18 protein-coding genes are annotated in these 21,044 nt (G+C 41.6%); 5 read left to right on the top strand and 13 right to left on the bottom strand.

The window, feature by feature from the left end; all coding sequences use genetic code 11:
* The first annotated feature begins 164 nt into the window (after positions 1–164).
* The 5 genes from IEW67_RS11210 to IEW67_RS11190 all read left to right on the top strand — a co-directional run bounded on the left by IEW67_RS11210 (position 165) and on the right by IEW67_RS11190 (position 5,448).
* Positions 165–1,727 carry a spore germination protein gene (locus IEW67_RS11210; protein WP_188633165.1) on the top strand — a complete coding sequence of 521 codons (1,563 nt, stop codon included), beginning with the start codon at positions 165–167 and terminating at the stop codon, positions 1,725–1,727.
* 34 nt (positions 1,728–1,761) lie between these two features.
* Positions 1,762–2,862 carry a GerAB/ArcD/ProY family transporter gene (locus tag IEW67_RS11205; RefSeq protein ID WP_188633164.1) on the top strand — a complete coding sequence of 367 codons (1,101 nt, stop codon included), beginning with the start codon at positions 1,762–1,764 and terminating at the stop codon, positions 2,860–2,862.
* A 12-nt stretch (positions 2,863–2,874) separates the two neighbouring features.
* The gene (locus IEW67_RS11200; RefSeq protein ID WP_188633163.1) at positions 2,875–4,062 is read left to right on the top strand and encodes a Ger(x)C family spore germination protein; all 1,188 of its coding nucleotides are present in this window, start codon (positions 2,875–2,877) and stop codon (positions 4,060–4,062) included.
* The gene (locus IEW67_RS11195; protein ID WP_188633162.1) at positions 4,059–4,286 is read left to right on the top strand and encodes a hypothetical protein; all 228 of its coding nucleotides are present in this window, start codon (positions 4,059–4,061) and stop codon (positions 4,284–4,286) included. Before IEW67_RS11200 ends, IEW67_RS11195 begins: the two co-directional genes overlap by 4 nt.
* 64 nt (positions 4,287–4,350) lie before the next feature.
* Positions 4,351–5,448 (top strand): GerAB/ArcD/ProY family transporter, encoded by a 1,098-nt coding sequence (locus IEW67_RS11190; RefSeq protein ID WP_188633161.1) that lies wholly within the window; start codon positions 4,351–4,353, stop codon positions 5,446–5,448.
* Between the two features lie 102 nt (positions 5,449–5,550).
* On the opposite strand, the gene IEW67_RS11185 is transcribed toward IEW67_RS11190, so the two are convergent.
* From IEW67_RS11185 to IEW67_RS11125, 13 genes are all read right to left on the bottom strand, one after another.
* Complete coding sequence (locus IEW67_RS11185; RefSeq protein ID WP_188633160.1) at positions 5,551–6,228, bottom strand: ABC transporter ATP-binding protein; 678 nt, start codon at positions 6,226–6,228, stop codon at positions 5,551–5,553.
* Positions 6,229–6,230: 2 nt separating this feature from the next.
* A complete protein-coding gene (locus tag IEW67_RS11180; RefSeq protein ID WP_188633159.1) occupies positions 6,231–7,280 on the bottom strand; it encodes an ABC transporter permease in 1,050 nt (349 codons plus the stop codon).
* A gap of 70 nt (positions 7,281–7,350) precedes the next feature.
* Positions 7,351–8,736, bottom strand: coding sequence for a sensor histidine kinase (locus IEW67_RS11175; protein ID WP_188633158.1), 1,386 nt, complete (start codon positions 8,734–8,736; stop codon positions 7,351–7,353).
* Positions 8,736–9,437, bottom strand: coding sequence for a response regulator transcription factor (locus IEW67_RS11170; RefSeq protein ID WP_188633157.1), 702 nt, complete (start codon positions 9,435–9,437; stop codon positions 8,736–8,738). Before IEW67_RS11170 ends, IEW67_RS11175 begins: the two co-directional genes overlap by 1 nt.
* A gap of 213 nt (positions 9,438–9,650) precedes the next feature.
* The gene (locus tag IEW67_RS11165; RefSeq protein ID WP_229671771.1) at positions 9,651–10,601 is read right to left on the bottom strand and encodes a nucleoside hydrolase; all 951 of its coding nucleotides are present in this window, start codon (positions 10,599–10,601) and stop codon (positions 9,651–9,653) included.
* A 126-nt stretch (positions 10,602–10,727) separates the two neighbouring features.
* The gene (locus IEW67_RS11160; protein WP_188633155.1) at positions 10,728–11,921 is read right to left on the bottom strand and encodes a DUF4317 domain-containing protein; all 1,194 of its coding nucleotides are present in this window, start codon (positions 11,919–11,921) and stop codon (positions 10,728–10,730) included.
* A gap of 444 nt (positions 11,922–12,365) precedes the next feature.
* Positions 12,366–13,787: a bifunctional 2-methylcitrate dehydratase/aconitate hydratase gene (locus tag IEW67_RS11155; RefSeq protein ID WP_188633154.1), complete on the bottom strand. Its 1,422-nt coding sequence runs from the start codon at positions 13,785–13,787 to the stop codon at positions 12,366–12,368.
* Between the two features lie 36 nt (positions 13,788–13,823).
* Complete coding sequence (locus IEW67_RS11150; RefSeq protein ID WP_188633153.1) at positions 13,824–15,200, bottom strand: SLC13 family permease; 1,377 nt, start codon at positions 15,198–15,200, stop codon at positions 13,824–13,826.
* Positions 15,201–15,232: 32 nt separating this feature from the next.
* Positions 15,233–16,732: a tripartite tricarboxylate transporter permease gene (locus IEW67_RS11145; RefSeq protein ID WP_188633152.1), complete on the bottom strand. Its 1,500-nt coding sequence runs from the start codon at positions 16,730–16,732 to the stop codon at positions 15,233–15,235.
* Between the two features lie 15 nt (positions 16,733–16,747).
* Positions 16,748–17,191, bottom strand: coding sequence for a tripartite tricarboxylate transporter TctB family protein (locus IEW67_RS11140; protein WP_188633151.1), 444 nt, complete (start codon positions 17,189–17,191; stop codon positions 16,748–16,750).
* Between the two features lie 108 nt (positions 17,192–17,299).
* Complete coding sequence (locus IEW67_RS11135) at positions 17,300–18,298, bottom strand: tripartite tricarboxylate transporter substrate binding protein (RefSeq protein WP_188633150.1); 999 nt, start codon at positions 18,296–18,298, stop codon at positions 17,300–17,302.
* Between the two features lie 117 nt (positions 18,299–18,415).
* On the bottom strand, positions 18,416–19,105 hold the full coding sequence (locus tag IEW67_RS11130; protein ID WP_188633149.1) for a response regulator: 690 nt from the start codon (positions 19,103–19,105) through the stop codon (positions 18,416–18,418).
* On the bottom strand, positions 19,098–20,714 hold the full coding sequence (locus tag IEW67_RS11125) for an ATP-binding protein (RefSeq protein ID WP_188633148.1): 1,617 nt from the start codon (positions 20,712–20,714) through the stop codon (positions 19,098–19,100). Before IEW67_RS11125 ends, IEW67_RS11130 begins: the two co-directional genes overlap by 8 nt.
* Positions 20,715–21,044 lie beyond the last annotated feature (330 nt).

The following is a 21,044-nucleotide window of genomic DNA, read 5'->3' as shown; positions in this document are numbered from 1 at the left end:
GCATCAGATAAATAAATATGCTGTTGTTGATTTTCCGGCAGCTCCCGGCACCTCCCCTTCTTAAAGGGGAGGTGTTTTTTCTAATTTCCCAATTCCGTAATAATATTCCATATACAGCACAGACTAGAAAAAACATATATCTATCGGAATTTGGAGAGAATCATATGATATGGCGAAATCGGCGTAAAAAGGGAAAAACAGGTAAACAAAAGGCCCTCAAGCCATCCAAACAGGAACAAGATACGCTATTTAAACATATAACCGAAAACGAAGACCAGTTGCGAATGATTTACCAGGATTGTTCCGATGTGATCTTTCACGCTTTTACCATAGGCGGAAACCATCAGGCTTTGCTCCTTTACATAGACGGGTTGTCCAATACCGAGGAAATCGATGACAGTGTGCTTTCACCGTTGATGACTGCGACAGAATCCGATCAGGAGCAGCAAGTGGATACCCTAATTAAAAACAAAGTAGCCGTGACAGATACAAAAGAAGTCCATACATTTTCAGACTGTGTACAAGCCATCTCTGCAGGTAAGCCTGTCATTTTGGCAGACAAGAGTTCAACTGGACTATCCTTAGGTTTATCGAAATGGGAAAAGCGCGCTGTGGAATCACCCGAAGCCGAGAAAGTGGTGCGCGGGCCACGCGAGGGCTTTGTGGAAACGTTAAGTGTCAATACCTCGATGCTACGGCGCCGGATCAGGAGTCCCAAGCTAAAGATCCAATCCATAGAAGTAGGGCGCTATACGAAAACCAGCGTTATGATTACCTATGTGGAAGGATTAGCCGACAACACGTTAATCGAAGAAGTTACCACCCGATTGAATCGGATTGACATCGATGGTGTGCTGGAGAGTGGTGTTATTGAAGAATTCATTGAGGATGACCCATATTCCCCTTTCCCACAGGTATTGGCAACGGAGCGGCCGGATATTGTCACATCCAGTTTGCTTGAAGGACGTGTTACGATACTGGTTGACGGGACGCCCTTCTCACTCGTTGTGCCGATAACGCTTTATTCACTATTGCAGTCGAATGAGGATTATTACCGGCGTTTCTTAATGTCTACGGCCACCCGTTGGCTTCGATACCTTTTTCTGGTCATAGCGCTGCTCTTACCATCGTTATATGTCGCATTACTCACCTATCACCAGGAAATGATACCAACATCACTTTTAATCAGTATGGCTGCCTCAAGGGAACAGGTTCCATTTCCGGCTCTTGTAGAAGTCTTGCTGATGGAAGTAACATTTGAGGCCTTGCGCGAGGCAGGGGTACGGCTTCCAAAGCAGGTAGGGTCCGCTGTGAGCATTGTTGGAGCGCTCGTGATTGGCGAGGCTGCGGTTTCTGCCGGTATTGTCTCCGCCCCAATGGTTATCGTGGTTGCGATTACCGGTATTGCCTCGTTTACCATTCCGCGTTATTCAACGGCATTTGCCATCCGAATGCTGCGCTTCCCGATGATTTTACTTGCTGCAACACTCGGATTGCTCGGTATCATGCTCGGCGTTATTACAATTATCGTGCATCTGGCTACATTGCGTTCCTTTGGTGTTCCCTATTTGAGCCCGATGGCCCCGATGCATTTCTATGAAATGAAAGATACGATGATCCGTGCGCCATGGTGGAAATTAAATAAACGACCGCGCCTTACCGGAAAATACAATAAATATCGGCAGTCGTCCGGACAAAAACCCGATCCGATCAGGGGAGAGGAATAATGGTTCCCTGGATTTTGAAGTGAGGTGGAACACTATGATTGAAAAGGGAAAAATCAGCGGCCTGCAAATGGCTATCCTGCTTTATCCAACCATTGTTGCAACGGCAGAACTTGTACTACCTGCTATTACAGGGGAAGTGGCAAAACAGGATATGTGGCTGTCACCGATCTGGGCTTCTTTTTTCGGTTACCTTTCTGTCTTGATTGCATACCGCCTCCATAGCTATTACCCGAAAGAAACATTGCTGCAATATAGTGAGACGATTGCAGGTAAAATCCCCGGAAAGCTGATCGGTTGTGGTATTTTGTTTTTTCTTCTCCACACAAATGGCATGAATCTACGCGATTTTGGAGAATTTGTTAACGGTAATTTTCTTGAACAAACACCATTGACCGTTACCATTGCAAGTATGGCCTTTGTCTGTGCCCTGGCGGTTCGGGGCGGGCTGGAAGTCATGGCCAGGAGTTCCCAGATTTTCGTACCTGTCTTTATCCTGTTATTTATGTTTATCGTTGTCCTGTTAATCCCTGCCTTAAATCCCGGCAATATAGCGCCTGTTTTGGGCGAAGGACTGACACCATCGATCAAGGGGGCACTTGTCCCGACACAATGGTTCAATGAATTATTTCTTATTTCCTTTCTTCTGCCTTATCTTGGTGAAAACGAGAACGGACTGAAATGGGGAATGATAACAACGACACTTATCATGATCACCTTGGTTATTACTAATTTACTCGCACTCCTATTGTTTGGAGATATCACGTCATCCTTCACCTATCCAATTATGGATGCTGCACGTTATATCAGTGTAGCAGATTTCCTGCAGCATGTGGAGGCTGTCGAAATGGCCATATGGGTCACAGGCATGTTCATCAAAATATCTGTTTTCTATTATGCCGCTGTTATCGGTCTTGCTCAGTTGCTAAATTTATCTGATTACCGTCCAATCGTTTTTCCGATTGGATTATTGCTAATCAGTATCAGTATGTGGGCCGCCCCCAATTTACAAAAACTCACGCATTTTTCAAGCACTACGTGGCCGTTTTACGCCTTATTGTTTCAAATGATCATTCCGATTCTTCTATTGTTGGCCGTTATCACGCGAAAGAAATTTTCCAAAACACAGCTCAGTTGAAAGGACACTACCATGAAGCTTTTACAAAACAAGGGAAAACAACTATTGACTATCACCTTATGCGTCATCCCTATTTTTCTTTCAGGCTGCTGGGACCGTTCGGAAGTCAATGATTTAGCCCTTATTGTGGGAATGGGACTAGACCGGACAGATGAAGGTGACATAGAGCTTTCAGCACAAATCGTGAATCCAAAAGCAATGGGTGGACAAGGATCAAGCGAGAACAGTCAAAGTGGAGGACAACCTGTCACGGTCAAGACAGGGACCGGCAAAACCATTTTCGATGCCAGATCCAAGTTGCAGGAGAAAGTTTCACGACGCCTGTTTGAGGGACATAACCGCATCGTTGTTATTGGGAAGGCATTAGCTGAAAGAGGTATCCGGCAGCATATCGACTTTTTCGCACGTTTTCCTAATCCCCGGCTCCGGGCAAATGTATTTTTTGCGGATGGAAAAGCCAGTGAGATATTAAAAATTATGCCTAATTTTGAGCAAGATTCAGCAGAAGTTGCCAGAGAGCTGGCCGAACTCAGAATTGGAATGAAGGTAACAACAAAAGACTTGCTGCAACAATTAGCCAGCGAGTCAGGAGCCACGGCATTGCCAAGAATATTGGTTGATAAATCCGATTCAGGCGAGGAGTTACGTGTCAATGGAACCGCCGTATTCAAACATAATCAATTGATTGGGCAAATCGATGATGCGCTAACAAGAGGGTTATTATGGGTAACGGATGAGATTGAAACAGCTTCTGTCACCCTCCAACCGAAAGATGCGAAAGACTACATATCCTTTAAGCTATTACGCTCAAGTACGGAATTAATACCAACCATCAAAAACGGAAAGTGGAAGATGACCATAACCATCACCTCAGAAGATGATGTGGTTGAAAATGAAACCAAATTGGACATGATGGATCCAAAAATTATAGACAAGCTGCAAAAACAGCTGAATAAGAGAATTCGCAAGCGTATTAAAATGGTTCTTGATGATGTGCAAGAAGGAATGGAAGCAGATGTTTTCGGATTTGCCGATGCATTCCACCGCAAATACCCGAAACAATGGAAAAAAGCAGAAGATAAGTGGGATGAAACGTTTCCTGAAATAGAAGTTGCGATAAAGAGTGATGTCAAGATACGAAGGCCGGGGAGATCAGGCGGACCACAAGGTGTCCCGCAGGATAAGGAGGCAACTGAATGAAATGGGCAATGGTTCTCGGGATTGTTGTTATAGCTGTTCTTATCACATTGTATGAATGGCCGAAGATGAACAAAAATCAAAAAAAAGAACGAAAAGCGTTTGCCGTATTAACCATGGGCAGCGTCGTTCTGGCCGTTCTGCTCGTTTATTTTCCTGACATGCCAGGGCCTACCCAATTAGTCGACAGCCTTTTCAAACCATTCGGGAAACTGTTGGAGAAATAACTTTAGTTCCACTTGTTTCTGATACAGAAAAAGGATGTAAACCTATGTGTGTGAGGTGAGCATAATGATGGAAAGGGGAAAAATCAGTGGATTGCAAATGGCAATCTTGCTTTATCCAACCATTATAGCAACAGCCATTCTCCTTGTGCCGGCCATATCGGGGAAATTTGCCGAGCAGGATATGTGGCTGTCACCCATATGGGCTTCTTTGGCGGGTTTTCTTACGGTCTATATTGCCCTTTTATTACACAATCATTATCCCGAACTGACGATTATGCAATATAGCGGGAAGATCATTGGCTTTATTCCGGGGAAAATAGTTGGATTGGGGCTGTTGTTTTATTTATTGCATACAAACGGCGTTGTATTAAGGGAGTATGGTGAATTTGTCGTCGGTAATTTCCTGCCGTCTACACCCATTATCGTGATCACGGGAAGCATGGCTTTTGTTTGTGCATTATCTGTTCGGGGCGGATTGGAAGTGATGGCAAGAAGTGCGCAAATCTTTATTCCGGTTTTTATGACATTATTTCTTGTCATCATTTTATTGCTTTTCCCGGAGCTTCGGCCCGCTAATATATTCCCGGTCATGGATGACGGGATCACGCCTTCCATAAAAGGCGCAATCGTCCCTTCACAATGGTTTACGGAGTTTTTTCTGATTATCTTTATGCTTCCGTATTTAAGAACAAAGGAAAAAAGAATGACATGGGGGATGTTATCGGTTGTGGCTGTCATGATCACATTGGTCATTACGAACTTATTTTCTCTGTTATTGTTCGGCGATATAACATCAAAGTTCACCTATCCTGTGATGAGTGCTGCACGCTACATTGATGTCGCTGATTTTCTGCAGCATGTGGAGTCGATTGTGATGGCTATATGGGTCGTGGGCGTTTTTATAAAAGTTTCCGTTTTCTATTATGCTATTGTTATCGGAACTGCCCAGTGGCTGCATTTATCAGATTACCGTCCAATCGTGTTTCCAATTGGGTTGTTACTGATCATATTCAGCACATGGGTCGCTGCGAGTCTGCAGGAATTGTCTCATTTTTTAAGCACTGTTTGGCCATTTTATGCCCTAGTGTTTCAATTGGTACTGCCCGTTCTGCTGTTGCTTGTGGCCATGATGCGAAAAAAAGCCGCCGAAAACGATAATTGATGATTGTTTATCATATAACATGGAGCGCGACTAAAGATATGTCCCGCTCCATTATCTGACATTTAAATTGTATAAATTGGTCACACGATAGCCTGCTTTAGGTTAATGAACGGCTTCAGCTTCTGTCAGCCGACCGTCTTTAATCATTAAAACACGATCACATAAATCTAGCACACGCTCGTCATGGGTTACCATAATACCGGCTTTTCCACGATTATGGATTTCATTTGATAACAGTTCAACGACTTCCCGGCCCCGCTTAGAATCGAGGCTTGCTGTCGGCTCGTCTGCCAGGATAAGTTCAGGGTCGTTGGCTAAGGCACGAGCAATTGCCACGCGCTGACGTTCACCGCCGGAAAGCTCACTCGGGAAATTCTTCGTGCGGTGGCCCAGTCCGAAATGATTCAACAGAGCCGTTTCATCATCCGTACGATTATTATTTTTCGCGGCAACATGAATGACACGCAGTTGATCGGTTACATTCAGGTAAGGAACAAGATTAGCGGTCTGGAATACAAACCCTATTTTATTCAACCGCAGCTTTGTTTTTTTGTTATCAGATAAGTCTGCTATATTTTCTCCATCTATTTTAATTGTTCCGCTGGTTGGCGACAACAGTGCACCAGCTGTTGATAAAAAGGTGCTTTTACCGGACCCTGATGGACCGATAACAGCAACAAACTCGCCTTCGTTCACTTCCATCGACACATTATCCAGTGCTTTAAATTCATTTGGTCCATCCTTGAAAACTTTTGTGACATGATCCATGGTCAACGACATGATTATTCGCCCCCTTCTATTGCTTGGATTGGATCAACTTTGACAACCTGGAATAGTGATATCAATGATCCCAGTACCGATACAACCAACAACAAACCTGAAACCCACACCATATTTGTCGTTTCCATCATAAATGGCATATCTTCAGGAAGAATCAGCTTGATACCGTACGTGATACCCATAGCAATCCCAATACATAGAATGGAAATAGCAACCATTTGGAACAACAGATTACGGATAATATACGACGTCTCGACTCCTAATGCTTTTAAAATCCCAAATTGTGACTTCTTCTGCATGGTAATGACATAGAAAAATACTGCCAAAACAAACGCAGCAATCACGAATAGAAATACAATCATCATATCCAGTGATGCCTGCTCCTGTGCGTAACTCGGTATCCCCTGCAGGACGTCATCTTTCGACAAAACATCGTAAGATTCATTCAGATTAACACCTGTATCACCATCTGTCTGGATGGCAACAGCTGTCATCTTATCATGATGCAAATCCCTATAGATAACAGGGGTATGACTGAATCGTTGATTTTCAGCGAATCCTGTAATGGTGTAGGCTGTATTGTCACCGCTGAATGTTAAGGTATCCCCAATCGCCATACCTTCCTGCTGTAGTGATTCATCAGCTATGACGTCACTGGCATCAGCTGGCTGTTTGCCTTGAATCGCCTCAGGTACAAGCATCCCCTGCAAATCAGTACCAAACACCGCAACATCATGTTGCTGCTCCGACCCTTCCTTAGAAATACCGGACATGTGAACCGTCAGTGGAACAGCTTCTGTTACACCTTCTGCTTGTTCCACCTCACTGAGAGCTGATTCCGGTAAAATTGATTTCGTCAGCTGCTGATCCGCGTCTTTTTCAATAACAAGCCGGTCAGCTTGCATATCTTGAATCGACGACGCATTGTCCGCAGACAATCCATTCGCAAGCCCAGAAATGATGAAAATCAGCATAGCTACCAGAACCATGATGAAACCAATTAAAATATAACGCAATTTCGTATGAAGTAATTCTCTTATAGCTAAGAACATAACAATCGTTCACTCCCTTTCATATCCAATGTTTAGTTTAACGAAGGAATATGAATAGAGAATGAACGATTTATGACGCTTTCGGCAGTGTCACATGAAATTGAGAACCCTCAAGCGGTTTGCTTTCTACCGTAATCGTGCCGCCGTGTAATTCGATTATTTTTTTGACGATTGATAATCCAAGACCTGTGCTTTTTTCGGTTCTGGTCCGTGCTTTATCGACCTTATAAAACCGTTCGAACAGATGGGGAATATCCGTTTCATTGATACCGATGCCGTTATCTTCCACCGTGACGGTTACTGTATTTTTATCCGAGTTTGCACTGATTTCAACAGCACCTCCGGATTCGGAGTATCGGATCGCATTCGCCAGCAAGTTCGTCCAGACCTGATGCAGCAGTTTAGGATATCCGTAAATGACTTCAGACACGTTGCCGAGTTCAACTGCCATTTCCTTCTCACGCCAAAGCCATTCGGAAGCTGCGATAACATCTTTCAACTGTTCATGCAGCTGAATAGGAGTTTTTTCATGTGCTTTCGCATCATCATCAAGGGAGGAAAGCGTGAGAAGCTGCCGGCTTAGTTGTGACAGACGCCGGCTTTCGTTTTCGATAATGGAAAGATACCGCTTGCGTTCCTCGACAGTCATATCCTCTTCGCGCAACGCCTGGGAAAACCCTTGAATAGACGACAATGGTGACTGGATTTCATGTGACACGTTTGAGACGAACTCCTGCCGCTTTTCCTCCGTTTGTTCAAGATGATTACTCATTTGCTGAAAATCACGGGCGAGCCTGCCGATTTCATCACGCCGGATGACATTCAGTTTAATATGGTAATTACCGGCGGAAATCTTCCGTGTGGCAGCAGTCAGCTTGTCAATTGGCTTGATTAGAAAACGCGTGCTGATGAGTACCATTAAAAAGCTGAACACAATCATCAGCACCAGCATGACCGCTAAAAAAGCGCGCATTTCACCAAACTGCTGCTGTGTATTCTGCCTCAGAAACAAAGCGTATTGATCCCCATCATTGGCACTGATCGGTACACCAATGGTATTCTGCAGCTTATTGTCAAAAAAACCGGTTATGAACGGACGCCATGGGTATTTTGCAATCCCGTGATAAGTACCGCCATTCAAGACCTGTTTGATCGTATCGAATTGAATGTCTGTTGCGTCAAAGGGTTTACCAAATGACTGTGTATTCCCGGATCCATCAGCTAAATAAAACTGGTAGCCTAATTCAGTCATATCAGTCAGATACTGTTCGACCGTTTGTGATTCATTCTTTTCATAGATAGTGACAATGTCACGTGCAATGCCAGTCACTTTTTCATCATTTGCCGGTTTCAAATAAAATTGATAATAACCATTCGTCACGCAAAAAGCAACAATACCGCTCAAAATCATAATCAGCATTGTAATGACAATAATCCGGGTATACAACGTCCGCATTATTCCATACCCCCATGATGCTGATTGGCAACTACCAGTTTATATCCTTTGCCCCGGACCGTCTGAATCATGAAATCTTCCCCGTTTTTGGCAAAGCGCTCGCGCAGCCGTTTAACATGAACATCGATTGTACGGTCAAAGCCATCAAAGTCATTGCCCCATACACGTTCAATCAGCTCCTCACGGGTGAAAATCCGATCAGGAAAACTGGCTAATTGTGCCAGCAGTTCAAATTCTTTTAATGGAAGAATCATGGTTTTTCCATTTGCCGTGACTTCATAATTTTTGCGATTAATCACGGTACTGCCGATCTGTATGGCATCCTCACCCGCAATGTTAAACCGTCTCAGCAGTGCTTTGATCCGGTACAAGACCTCTTTGGGTTCGAAGGGTTTGACAAGATAATCGTCTGTTCCGGCGCTGAAACCTTTCTCTTTATCCGTGATGTCACCTTTAGCGGTCACCATCATAACAGGGATATCGTAATCTTCCCGAATTTCCTCGCACAATTGATATCCATCCACATACGGCATCATAATATCCACAATCGCCAGTTGCACATGATCCGACTCCAAAACAGCGGATGCCTCCGCCCCGTCTGAAGCTTCAAGTATCTTATACGCTTCCTTCTGCAAATAAAAACGCAGCAGTTCACGAATATGCGGGTCATCATCAACAATCAAAATCGTAACCATTGTCACAACACCTCTTTAACAGCATTAGAAAAACTTGGTATTCGCCTCGCCTTATAGCGAATGCCGAAGCTTTTTCATGGTAGATGGTGGCTACGAGAAGGCGTAGCCATGTTCGTTTCTTATAAGGTCACCCATCATTTATACTTTCTGACGTTAGAACAAAGACGGCTCATCCTGGATTTCAATAGGAGAGATAACACCTACAGGTCCGGCGTTCCTCTACCCCGAATAAGATTTCAATGCCTTTTCAAACAAATTCCAAAATCTATGATGATCTAATTGATAGGCAACGTTTACGTTTGGCTCCCGGTTGGTGACACCGCGTGTATCGACACATGTCATACCGTACGTGAATTCACCTCTGGTTTCAATAGCCACGTGTACATAGTGAACATCAAAAATGGAAGGGTCAATCAAGTATGCCACCGTACATGCATCATGAATGGGACCGCCATCCATGCCAAACACATCCTGATTAGTCCTGATAAAAAATTTCAACAAATCCACAACAAAATGTGACACCGGGTGATCGATAGCAGATAGCCTATTAACCGTTTCCTGTGTCGCCAATGCCTGATGTGTCACATCTAAACCAAACATCGTAATGGGTACACCGCTCTCAAAGACTATTTTAGCCGCTTCAGCATCTACATAAATATTGAATTCAGCAGCCGGCGTCCAATTACCGAACGTTCCACCTCCCATTAAAACGATTTTGTTGATTTTCGGGATAATAGCTGGTTCACGAATCATTGCCAGGGCAATATTTGTTAACGGCCCTGTCGGAACTAATGTTATATCACCATCCGATGCCATCACTTTATCAATGATCATATCAACCGCATGCTGATCGACGGCTTGTTTACTTGGTTCATCCGGAAGTGCCGGACCTTCCAGCCCCGTTTCGCCATGAATTTCCTCAGCTACTTCCATTTTTTTCAAAAGCGGCTTCGACGAGCCCTGAGCAACAGGGACATCTGTTAGCCCCGCGATATCACATACTCTGAGCGCATTTAATGTATTTCTCTCAACATCGACATTCCCCGCAACGGTTGTAATTGCCTCTATCTCGAGAGGGCTTATCTTTGAAGCCGCCAGAATAATCGATATTGCATCATCGTGCCCGGGATCGCAATCTAATATAACGCTTGTGTGGTTTTGGCTTTGCACGTCCGTTCTCTCCTTCATTCGATATATTCGGTGATTTATATCCCTATTGAATCAACCAATTGATAGGTTTTGAACTATTATACTCTAAAAACTTCTGAATACAGACGAATATTCCCGTTCATCATTTTATTCTTCATCCTCCGGCGCCTTTTGAACCAAAGCCTCCGGGATCATTTCAAAGCCCTCAATCACCGTATTTTCTTCCACTTCCATCATTAAATAATGTTTCCCACCAAAGTGGACTTGGCGAACATATCGCAAATCTTGTGGACTGATGGCGATATTCGCTATTTTCGTCTCTATTTTAATCGATTTTGAATCATATTTCGGTACGATGTTGGTCGCTTTAAACGCATAGCTTTCATCATCAATCACCGTTTTAAAAGCCGACTCCACCTTTTCGGTATTAACATCTTCTATTCCGCTCGTTGTTAAAACCTGTTCGACATCTTTATAGTCCAATGTCGGCCTCTCTTCCGCCTCACTTTCCTCTGTGACCCGATGAATCTCATCATATACATTCGAAAGTGTGGAAGTATTGATTGGTTGGTCGCCGGCTACGTTTTTCACAATTTCTTCAAAAACTAATTTGTCCTGTGCTGCTGTCATGACTTCTTCCGCATTCAAGACGTCTTCAATAAAATGGTAATCCGGTTCATTCTTTTTCCCTGCTGAATAGAGCACATGGTTGACGTCCGCAGCATTATCCGTGATTGAAGGAAATAAAAATCCTGAGATTGGCGCTTTCAAATTAATGATTGGGTCAACGACAATATTATACTTAAACGTCTTTTCCACATAATCAAATAGCAATTCTTTCTTTGGATCCTGCGTTTTATTCATACTGCACAAAATAAAGGGATGCGAATAAACGGTATCACGTTCGCTTTCTCCCGCCTCATCACTCATGTTCTTCATCGGTTTCTTATATTCTCCTCGAATAAAGGTTACAACTACATCCATTTCGTATTGTTTGTCCTTCAGTAATTTTTCGACGAGCTGAAGCATATGCCCTTTCCATTCTTCTGTATCATTACTTAATAGGCCTTGATGAAGAATAAGCTGGCTCTTGTTTTCGGCATCACGCTGAAACTTTAATTCAAATAATTTTTCATCCTGTTGACCAGAAAGCACTTTTTTAAAGTTGTCCAGAAACAACTCTTGCTGCTCCTCTTCCAACATGTCAAATGGCATATTCTGGTGATGGTAAATATCACTCGATTCTTTCATAATGTACACATTGAAAATGTCGTGTATGGTCAATAAATCATTATCTACTTTGAATTGTTTACGGATATTGGCGATGTCTTGTTTGTCCAACGCTATTCCACTCCCCTGTCAATAATCAGCGTCTATTTCTCTACGCACATACGTTTATTTTATCATAGAGTGGCGTCGTTTTTTGAAGATAAATGAAAAAACCGGGCACAGTACTGCCTGGTTTTTTTCTTTCCTTCCATGGATTTTCCGAATTGAACGGATCCTCATTCCGCTATTCAGACAAAAATCATCCTATTTAGGGTTATTATGAATCCTCATTCCGTTAATCGGGTGAAAATGGGGTGAAACAAGGGTGAAAAGGGGAAATAGCGGAATCAAGATCCGCTAACGTGTTTGAAAAGCTTCAAATGAAGCACATAGCGGAATGAGGATTCGCCAAAGCTTGATGATACAGGCCAGACGGTTTCTCATTCGGCTATTCAGGTGCATACAGGAAAAGATTATGGGAACAAAAGCGCGGGCGTCCGTTTAGACAACATAGTGTTAAACTCTCCACAAATCCACGAAGTCATTAACATGTACAGCCATTAATTTCTGATCGTTTTCAAACAGCTTTTTTATACGTTCCTGTTGCGCGACATTGAGCTGTGTCGCTATATTATTCGCAAATTTTTCCCACAGCAAAGGTTTTGCTTCTTCCCGGCGAAATTGATGTCCGATTGGATATTGCTTTTCTACTTTTTCTGTGGATGTACCATCTGTAAAGTATATCTGTACTGCGTTTGCGATCGATCGCTTATCAGCTTCAAGATATTCTCTTGAATATTTCTCATCTTCTAAAACTACTGTCTTTTGGCGCAGTTCATCAATCAGCGGATTTTTTGCTATTTCATCTTCATAATGTTCTGCTGTGATTTCACCGTATATTAATCCTACGACCGTAATATATTGCAAACAATGATCACGATCAGCAGGATTTTGAAGAGGTCCTTTTTTATCAATAATGCGGATGGCTGATTCATGTGTGTTGATAACGATTTTATCAATCTTATCCAGTTTCTCCTTCACCTCTTCATGTAACTCAAAAGCACATTCAGCTGCTGTTTGCGCATGAAATTCTGCAGGAAAAGAGACCTTAAATAAGATGTGTTTCATGACATAATCACAAAACGGCTGTTGCAATGTCATGCTCTTTCCATCCATTATAACATCCTCAAATCCCCAGATGTCGGTACTGAGTATAGTGGGGTATCCCATTTCGTCACGTATTGCCATTAATGCGTGCCAGACGCCACGGCTTGTTGCATCGCCGGCAGCCCACGATTTACGTGAGCCTGTATTTGGGAAATGGCGGTAGGTACGCAACGTGCCTCCATCAGCCCACGCATTGGAAACAGCATTTTTTATTTGCCCTTTATTCCCACCCAGAAGGGCTGTTACCACTGCCGTTGTTGCAACTTTTACAAATAGAACATGGTCTATACTTTCCCGGTTGAGACTGTTGTCTAACGCAAGAACCCCTTGAATCTCATGTGTTTTAATCATCGCCTGCAAAACATCATAAATGGTTAATGGAGGCTCCCCTTCTTTCACATTACGTCTGCTGATAAAGTCAGCAACCATAAGAATACCGCCCAAATTATCAGATGGATGCCCCCATTCTTTTGCTAGCCAGCAATCATTATAATCTAGCCAGCGAATCATTGTTCCAAAATTAAAGGCTCCTTGCACTGGATCAAGATAGTAGGATGTTCCCGGTACACGGCTGCCAATTTCTACAGATGCCGGTGCAACAGGACCAAGCAATTTGCTGCACGCCGGAAAATTCAGTGACAGCATTGCGCAACCCAGGCTATCCATTAATACGTCTTTAGCAATCGCAATAGACTCGTTATCACCAACATTACCTGCCAGTGCATAATCCGATATTTCTTCCAATATCATGTCTGAACCTTTATGTGCCATAGCAACAAGCCCCCTTATGTTTAGCGTTTCGTTTTGTTAAATCATATATCGCCAATAAAAGAAAATACTTAATAAAATAATAGCAACCCAAGCCATCATCGCAATAGAACCAGTACGGATTAAATCACGGTTGGTAAAATAACCATATGAAAAGCTTATTAAATGAACAGGTGATTGGGTAACCAATAAAAAGCCAGGTACACCGGCCAAGTAAACGCCCATTGCTATAATCAGCGATGAAAATCCTGACAATTGCTCACCCAGTGTTAGTGCCAAAGGAAGCATAATAGTTAAATAACCAAGCACATTAACGAAAAACACCCTTATGACGGCCGTCATTATAACAATACCAATTACGAAAAAAGACACATTAAATTCATTTACATGTGTGATTAAAAATTCTGATACAACATCCAATGTCCCCGTATCGATTAACATGTTGGACAGCATTAACGTAGCCGCGAAAAATATCATCATATCCCAGTTGACACCTTTTTTTGCTTCGTTCCAATCAAATACGCCAACATAAGGGAAGATAGTCAAGACAGCTCCAATCAACCCCACCAATGGAATGGAGAACCCATGCAGTGGCTGGGTTAACCAAAGAGAGAGTGTGACAGTAATAATCATTGCCATTTTTATTTCTTTTTTCTGCCAATGACCTAATCCATGTATTTTGTCTTCAATCAATGTCTTAAATCGCTGGTGATTCACTTTTTCCTCAGGAAATACGTGATAAAAAACAAACCAGAGTACCAACAAAAAAAGAAAGATCGGTACGCTAAACAGAAGCATCCAATTAAAGTAAGTCATATCAGACGAGACGGTTGAGAACATCCCAAAAGCATAAATCGTCGAACTTGCACCTGTTGGAACAAATGCTGCTGAAATCGCGCCAACATACGTCACACCGATAAACAACGATTTTTCTAAGCTGCTCGTAGACTGCACACGCTTAAGATTCTTCACCAAATCATCAAATATGGACGTGACAAGACTTCCTTTTCCTACATTTGAGGGAATAAAAACTGTCAAAACAAACATCATGATAAACGACACGAAGATTAACAAATTCCCGGAACCTTTAGCCAGACTTAATATATACAAGGATATGCGGTTAGCCAGACCAGTCTGGATAAATGCATGGGATAGAATAAATGTTGAAAACAGCAACCAAACTAACTCTGAACCAAAAAATGCTAATGTTTCATCAAACGTAAAAAAATGAACAGATAAAATCAGTATCAAAATTAATGAACTGAATGCCAGTGGAAACACACGGCCGATCCACAAGATCTGAATAATCAGTAACGCCCCTAAAGCTTTTTCCTGCAAATTTGCGTCAAAAACCGGCATGAAGAATATTCCGTATAACATCATGACAAGCGCCATGAGTATCGTTTGTTTTCGCATTGAATTACCGCCTTACCATAAAATATCCACTTTTAAGCAGCCTTTGCTTTTCGCTTTTTAAACCAGGATACAATAAATGGATAAGCAATTGACAAAACTGTCATGACAGCAAGCGTTATGGTGACAGATGAAGCTGTGATAACATTCAATATATTGTCATGTGCAACAAGACTTTTTCTAAAGTTCTGTTCCATATCTGATCCAACAATCAGTGCCAATATAAGCGGTGCAATTGGAAAGTCCAACAATTTCATCGCCAATCCAATCAACCCAAAAATAACCAGTATATAAAAATCAATAATACTATAACTCAGTGTATACGTACCGATGAAGGCCAAAACAAGGATTAACGGATACAATATTTTGGGTGGCGTGTTTAAAATACGCACTAATAAACCGACCAACAGAATATTCAACAGAACTAGAAACAAATTGCCGATAAACATACTATTGACAAGAGTCCAAACCGTATCGGGGTTATTCTCAAACAGCAATGGACCCGGACGCAATCCAAGCATAATAACGGCACCAAGAATCACGGCAGTTGTTCCCGATCCCGGAACCCCCATTGTTAACAACGGGATAAAAGCACCTACAGACGCTGCATTATTAGACGATTCCGGAGCAGCAACACCCTCGATAGCACCCTTGCCAAATTCCTCCGGATGTTTGGAAATCTGCCTTTCTGTCGTATAGCTGAGCATAGAGGCTATTGAGCCACCAGCACCAGGCAGTACACCAATTAAAAAACCAATAGGACCATTACGAATAATTGGCCATTTTGATCGTTTCCATTGTTCCTTTGAAATACCTTTTTTACCTACTTTGTTATTGGCAGGTTTAAGTCTGTCCAGATGCAAATAGTTGTATAACACCTCTGCCACAGCATATACGCCGATAATCACAACTAAAAAATCAATGCCTTCGCTGAGTTGCGGGATATCAAACGTAAAACGATAAACACTTGTCTGCAAATCAATGCCAACGGTACTTAGCATCAGTCCTATACTCATTGAAATAAAACCTTTAACCATATTTCCAATCGATAACGAAACAATGGCTGATAAGGTAAATAAAAATAGTAGGAAATACTCGGCAGGGCCAAACTCCAATGCAAATGAAGCCAGTGGCTTAGCCAATAAAAGAAACCCTGCAATAGCAAATAAGCCGCCTATTAGGGATGCTATGGCTGACATAGTTAAAGCTTGCCCGGCCTGCCCCTTCTTCGTCATGGGATATCCATCAAATGCAGCAGCGATAGCGGAACCATCACCTGGTGTATTGAGTAATATCGAACTTCGCGAACCGCCATACATGGCACCGTAATATATAGCAGCCATTAGAATTAAGGCACTTGTTGAATCCATCCCAAATGTAATAGGTATAAGGACTGCCACTGCAGTAGCCGGTCCCAGTCCTGGCAACATCCCGACAACTGTTCCTAAAAAGCCACCTATCATGACCCAAAGCAAATTAGCCGGCTGAATGGCCACCATAAGTCCTTCTATAACATTCTGAAAGTCAATCCCCATGTTGTTCACCCCTCTCTACGGCAAACTGACTGATAAAAGCTCCGCAAATGAATACCACGTAACAATCGAAAAAATGACAGCAACCAAGATATTTTGCAGCCAATGTTTTTTGCCGTTTACAACAAATAATAACGCCCCTAAAAAGAGCATTGTAGAATATAAAAAGCCGATTCGCTCAAATAAAAATGCATATATGAAAATAAGTATCAATGTAGCTGCAATTAGATATGGCGTCCTTCCTGTAAGCAGCTGCTTAACTTCCTCAATAACCTCTTTTCGCTTTTTCCATTCCTGAAACAAATAGATAACACTCATAATCAATAAGAAAAAACCGATCAGAGCTGGAAAATAAAGCGGTCCATTCGCATTTCCTATTTTTGCTTTTGGCAAATCAAATGTCAGAACCAGATAAACGATACTTATAATAATAAAAAACAGTGGCATAATTAAACGAAACAACTACTTCCCCTCCTCTGGTATGCCTTTAATTGATTTGGAAATATAGAATGAATTCACCCTGAGTGAATTCATTCCATAAGAGGTTGTTTGAACACGCACTATAACAGATTAATCTGTCAAGCCTGCATCGTTTAATAATTCCGTATATTTCTCTGTCTCTGACTTTAAAAACTCTTTCGTTTCTGCACTATCTTTGTAGTAAGCCTCCCAGTCATTGTTATCCAGAACTTTTTGCCAAGCGTCGGTTTTAACCATTTCACTAATTTTCTCGTCCCAATAAGCTATCTCGTCTTCAGTCATATCAGGAGGCCCCATAACACCTCTCCAGTGTGGGAAGGTTATGTCAACACCTTGTTCCTTCCATGTCTTCACGTCATCTAATCCATCTATTCGCTCTTCAGAAGATACTGCGACAATATTCAGTTTGTCGGCTTGATGCTGTTCTTTTGCTTCTGATACAGACATTGTAGCAACATCAACATGGCCGCCAAGAAGTTGAGTTTGAAGATCTCCACCACTTTCAGAAATCAAAAATTCAAGTTTCGTGACATCAACACCGAATTCCTTGGCTGCTTGAACGAATGCTAAATGATCATCGTTGCCTAGACTTGGGGCAACACCGATTTTAAGCGATTTCGGATCTTCTTTTAGCTTTTCCATGACTGCTTTTCCAGATGTCAGATCGGAATCAGGTTTTGTTGCCAGTGCAACCCACTCTGTAGTTAATGTTGCAAGTGGGGTGAAGTCTTCATATGTTAGTTCACTTTGACCTAATACATTGTTGGTAATGACAAGACTTGAATTAATTGCAAAGTGATGCGCATCTTGCTTTTTCAAATATTGCCAACCGACTTCACCACCACCACCAGGTTTATTGACAACATTCATATTTTGCTCGATGATTCCTTCATCAGATAATATCTTCTGCATGGCGCGTGCTGTGCCATCCCAGCCACCACCTGGTGAAGCCGGTGCAATAATCTCAATACTGTCTGTTGGAAAATCTGATCCGTTGTCAGACTTTGCTTCTTTATCATTTTCGTCCGATGAACACCCTGCTACGACAAGAGCCATCATAATAATTGCTAACCCAATCAACTTTCGCATTATACTCATCATCCTTTCTGTAATTTAGTAATTTTATAATAGTATAAAAGTTCAGCATTGTATCCGTTTTCATAATAATTGACATTAAAAATTTAACGGTCTTTTTGTTCATTTTGTTCACGGATTTGGACTTATTATATATTTTCTTTCCGGACGTCCAATAACACCGTACTCCTGTTCAACTTCGGCATAATCAGTCGAAACCAAATATTCCAAATAACGTCTTGCCGTCGTTCTGGACGCGCCAATTTGTTTTCCCATTTCATCTGCAGTCCAATATTTCTCTTCAGCAGACAAATAATCCTTAACTTTTTGCAATGTAATCGTGTCAATTCCTTTAGGAAGCATTGCCTGTTCCTTTTGGGAGTTGGACTTTCGTGTTGTAGCAAAAAGTTCGTTGAGCATACCCTGATCGATTTCATCCTTTTGTTGAAGCATCGTGTTTCGCATCTTATAATTGTTTATGACCTCTTTAAAGTGATCGATTTCAACAGGTTTGATCAAATAATTGACAACACCCTTCCGCAAGCTGCTCTCCAGCAATTCTTTATCTGTTGCCGCCGTAATAACGATAATATCAAGGTAAGGGTTGATTTCACGCGCTTTTTGAATCAGGTCCAATCCCAAATAATCAGGCAAATAAATATCCAGCAGCAATAGATCTACATCTGTCTCAGCCACATGATGTAATGTTTCGTTACCTGTTAACGCCTTTCCTTTTACTTCTATCCCATCCATTTTTGTCAAAAATTCCTCATGAATATTGGCGACCCGAAAATCATCTTCGGCAATAATAACTTTAATCATTTGATCTCCCCCTTGTTTTTGGGATATAGACCGTCATCGTTGTACCTGTTTCATTTGAATCAATTTCGACACTCCCATTCAAGGAATAAATAGCTTCCTTTACATTAAATAAGCCAATGCCATAGTTATTTGTAGTTGTTTTTGATTTTGTGGTAAACCCTCTTTTAAAAATTTTTTCTGTATTGTCAGTATCAATACCGCTGCCGTTGTCAGAAACCTCAAAGATGATGTCTTCTCCAAAATCCATCGCTGAGAAAGTCACATAACGTTCTTGCTGTTTCATGACTTCATCAAATGCATTATCAATTAAGTTCCCCAAAATCGTAATAACATGGGATACTTTGATATGATCAGGCAGAGGTTTAAGCGAACTATTATCGTCTATTGTAAAATTAATTTTCTTCTCAGAAGCTTTGCCGATTTTTCCTAAAAGCACTGCCTGTACATTAAAATCATTTATTTGTTCAAAAATAAGTTTATTTGTATGATCTGACGTTACCATTTCATCCTGTATCAATTCTAATACGTCATCATATTTTCCTAATTGCACCAATCCTGAAATAACATACATCTTATTAGAAAACTCATGTGTCTGGGCGCGAAGATCATCCGAGTATTGTTTTACTTCCGATAAAGTGTAAAGCATTTCAGTGATATCGGTTTTATCCCGGAAAGTTGCCACCACGCCTAAAAATGTGTGGTGATTCCATACCGGCGCCACATTTACAATAATGTTTCGATTATGAAGTTGCATTTCTTTATTTGTTATGTGTTCTTTATTTTCAAAAAGACTATCAAGGTTAAGCTTTGGCAGAATACGGTTAATTGGTGTATACAAGTCCATATCCGATAGCTGCAGTAAGACCTTCGCGGAATCATTGATCAAAGTGATCTCCCCATTCTCTGTCGTAGCAATAACACCCTCATTAATTGACGACAAAATAGAACTTCTATCCCGATATAACTCAGCAATTTCTCTTGGCTCCAGCCCCATTGTCTCTTTACGGATATGTCTCGCCAATAAATAACTCGCGATGAATCCGACCAATAACAAAATCAATGATATATATAATATATTTTTCATTCGATTTAGAATGGATTGATTGACTTTTTCTTTCAAATAGCCTACTGAAACCACTCCAAGGACATTCCCTGTATTCGATAAAACTGGAGCTTTTCCGGTAATTGAAGGGCCAAGAAATTCGTTTGAATCAACATTATAGTAACCTCCAAAAACAACTGCCTTATAGCCATCATCAAATGCTTGTTTATTTCCAATTTCATTTGGATTGGGATGGGTTAAAATAACACCTCCCCGATCTTGAATGACAATGAAATCTGCGTTATTTTGAATGTCCAGCTGTTTGGTAAGCGCCCGTAGTTTCGATGTTTGCTCTTTAACTAAAGCTTCTTTGACTGCAGGGACAAATGAGATCGTTTTTGCTGTTTGCAGACTCAGGTTGTTTTTATTCGTATAAACCTGTTTGATGTCGTAATAAGCAAATACACTCAGAAGTAAGATGACCAAGGAAATGATAATCCCTATGACCAACCCCATTATTTTTGTTTGCAAAGAGACGCGAAGCAGCCTGGTTTTAATTCTATTCAACACGTATTTCACCCACTCTGTTAAATCTAGCTAGGTTCTCTATCAAATTATCTTAATTAGAATACGCGGTCAAGTTTGATAAAGTAAAGCATCTTTATGTATATAGCAGGTTTCTCATTAAGACTTAGAAAAACCGGGCAAAGTGCGGCCCGGTCTTTTTTCTATCTTCGTTAGAGAAAATCCGATAATTTATATTCCTGTCCGTGTACGCCATTATAATACGCTGGATACATTTCCCCTCCACACATTTCACAGTTGAATTTTGTCTCGAGGACCCCAGCCCAAGCTCACAATTCCAGAAAGCATATAGCGGAATCAGGAACCGCCGAA

This window comes from Lentibacillus kapialis, from assembly GCF_014646635.1.
GTDB lineage: Bacteria > Bacillota > Bacilli > Bacillales > Amphibacillaceae > Lentibacillus > Lentibacillus kapialis.
This window is presented reverse-complemented; position numbering and strand designations above follow the sequence as displayed.

Bases quoted from the DNA above. Each gene is read 5' to 3' on its own strand.
- IEW67_RS11210 (WP_188633165.1), top strand. From the start codon at position 165: ATGATATGGCGAAATCGGCGTAAAAAGGGAAAAACAGGTAAACAAAAG.
- IEW67_RS11205 (WP_188633164.1), top strand. From the start codon at position 1,762: ATGATTGAAAAGGGAAAAATCAGCGGCCTGCAAATGGCTATCCTGCTT.
- IEW67_RS11200 (WP_188633163.1), top strand. From the start codon at position 2,875: ATGAAGCTTTTACAAAACAAGGGAAAACAACTATTGACTATCACCTTA.
- IEW67_RS11195 (WP_188633162.1), top strand. From the start codon at position 4,059: ATGAAATGGGCAATGGTTCTCGGGATTGTTGTTATAGCTGTTCTTATC.
- IEW67_RS11190 (WP_188633161.1), top strand. From the start codon at position 4,351: ATGATGGAAAGGGGAAAAATCAGTGGATTGCAAATGGCAATCTTGCTT.
- IEW67_RS11185 (WP_188633160.1), bottom strand. From the start codon at position 6,228: ATGTCGTTGACCATGGATCATGTCACAAAAGTTTTCAAGGATGGACCA.
- IEW67_RS11180 (WP_188633159.1), bottom strand. From the start codon at position 7,280: ATGTTCTTAGCTATAAGAGAATTACTTCATACGAAATTGCGTTATATT.
- IEW67_RS11175 (WP_188633158.1), bottom strand. From the start codon at position 8,736: ATGCGGACGTTGTATACCCGGATTATTGTCATTACAATGCTGATTATG.
- IEW67_RS11155 (WP_188633154.1), bottom strand. From the start codon at position 13,787: ATGGCACATAAAGGTTCAGACATGATATTGGAAGAAATATCGGATTAT.
- IEW67_RS11150 (WP_188633153.1), bottom strand. From the start codon at position 15,200: ATGCGAAAACAAACGATACTCATGGCGCTTGTCATGATGTTATACGGA.
- IEW67_RS11145 (WP_188633152.1), bottom strand. From the start codon at position 16,732: ATGGGGATTGACTTTCAGAATGTTATAGAAGGACTTATGGTGGCCATT.
- IEW67_RS11135 (WP_188633150.1), bottom strand. From the start codon at position 18,298: ATGCGAAAGTTGATTGGGTTAGCAATTATTATGATGGCTCTTGTCGTA.
- IEW67_RS11130 (WP_188633149.1), bottom strand. From the start codon at position 19,105: ATGATTAAAGTTATTATTGCCGAAGATGATTTTCGGGTCGCCAATATT.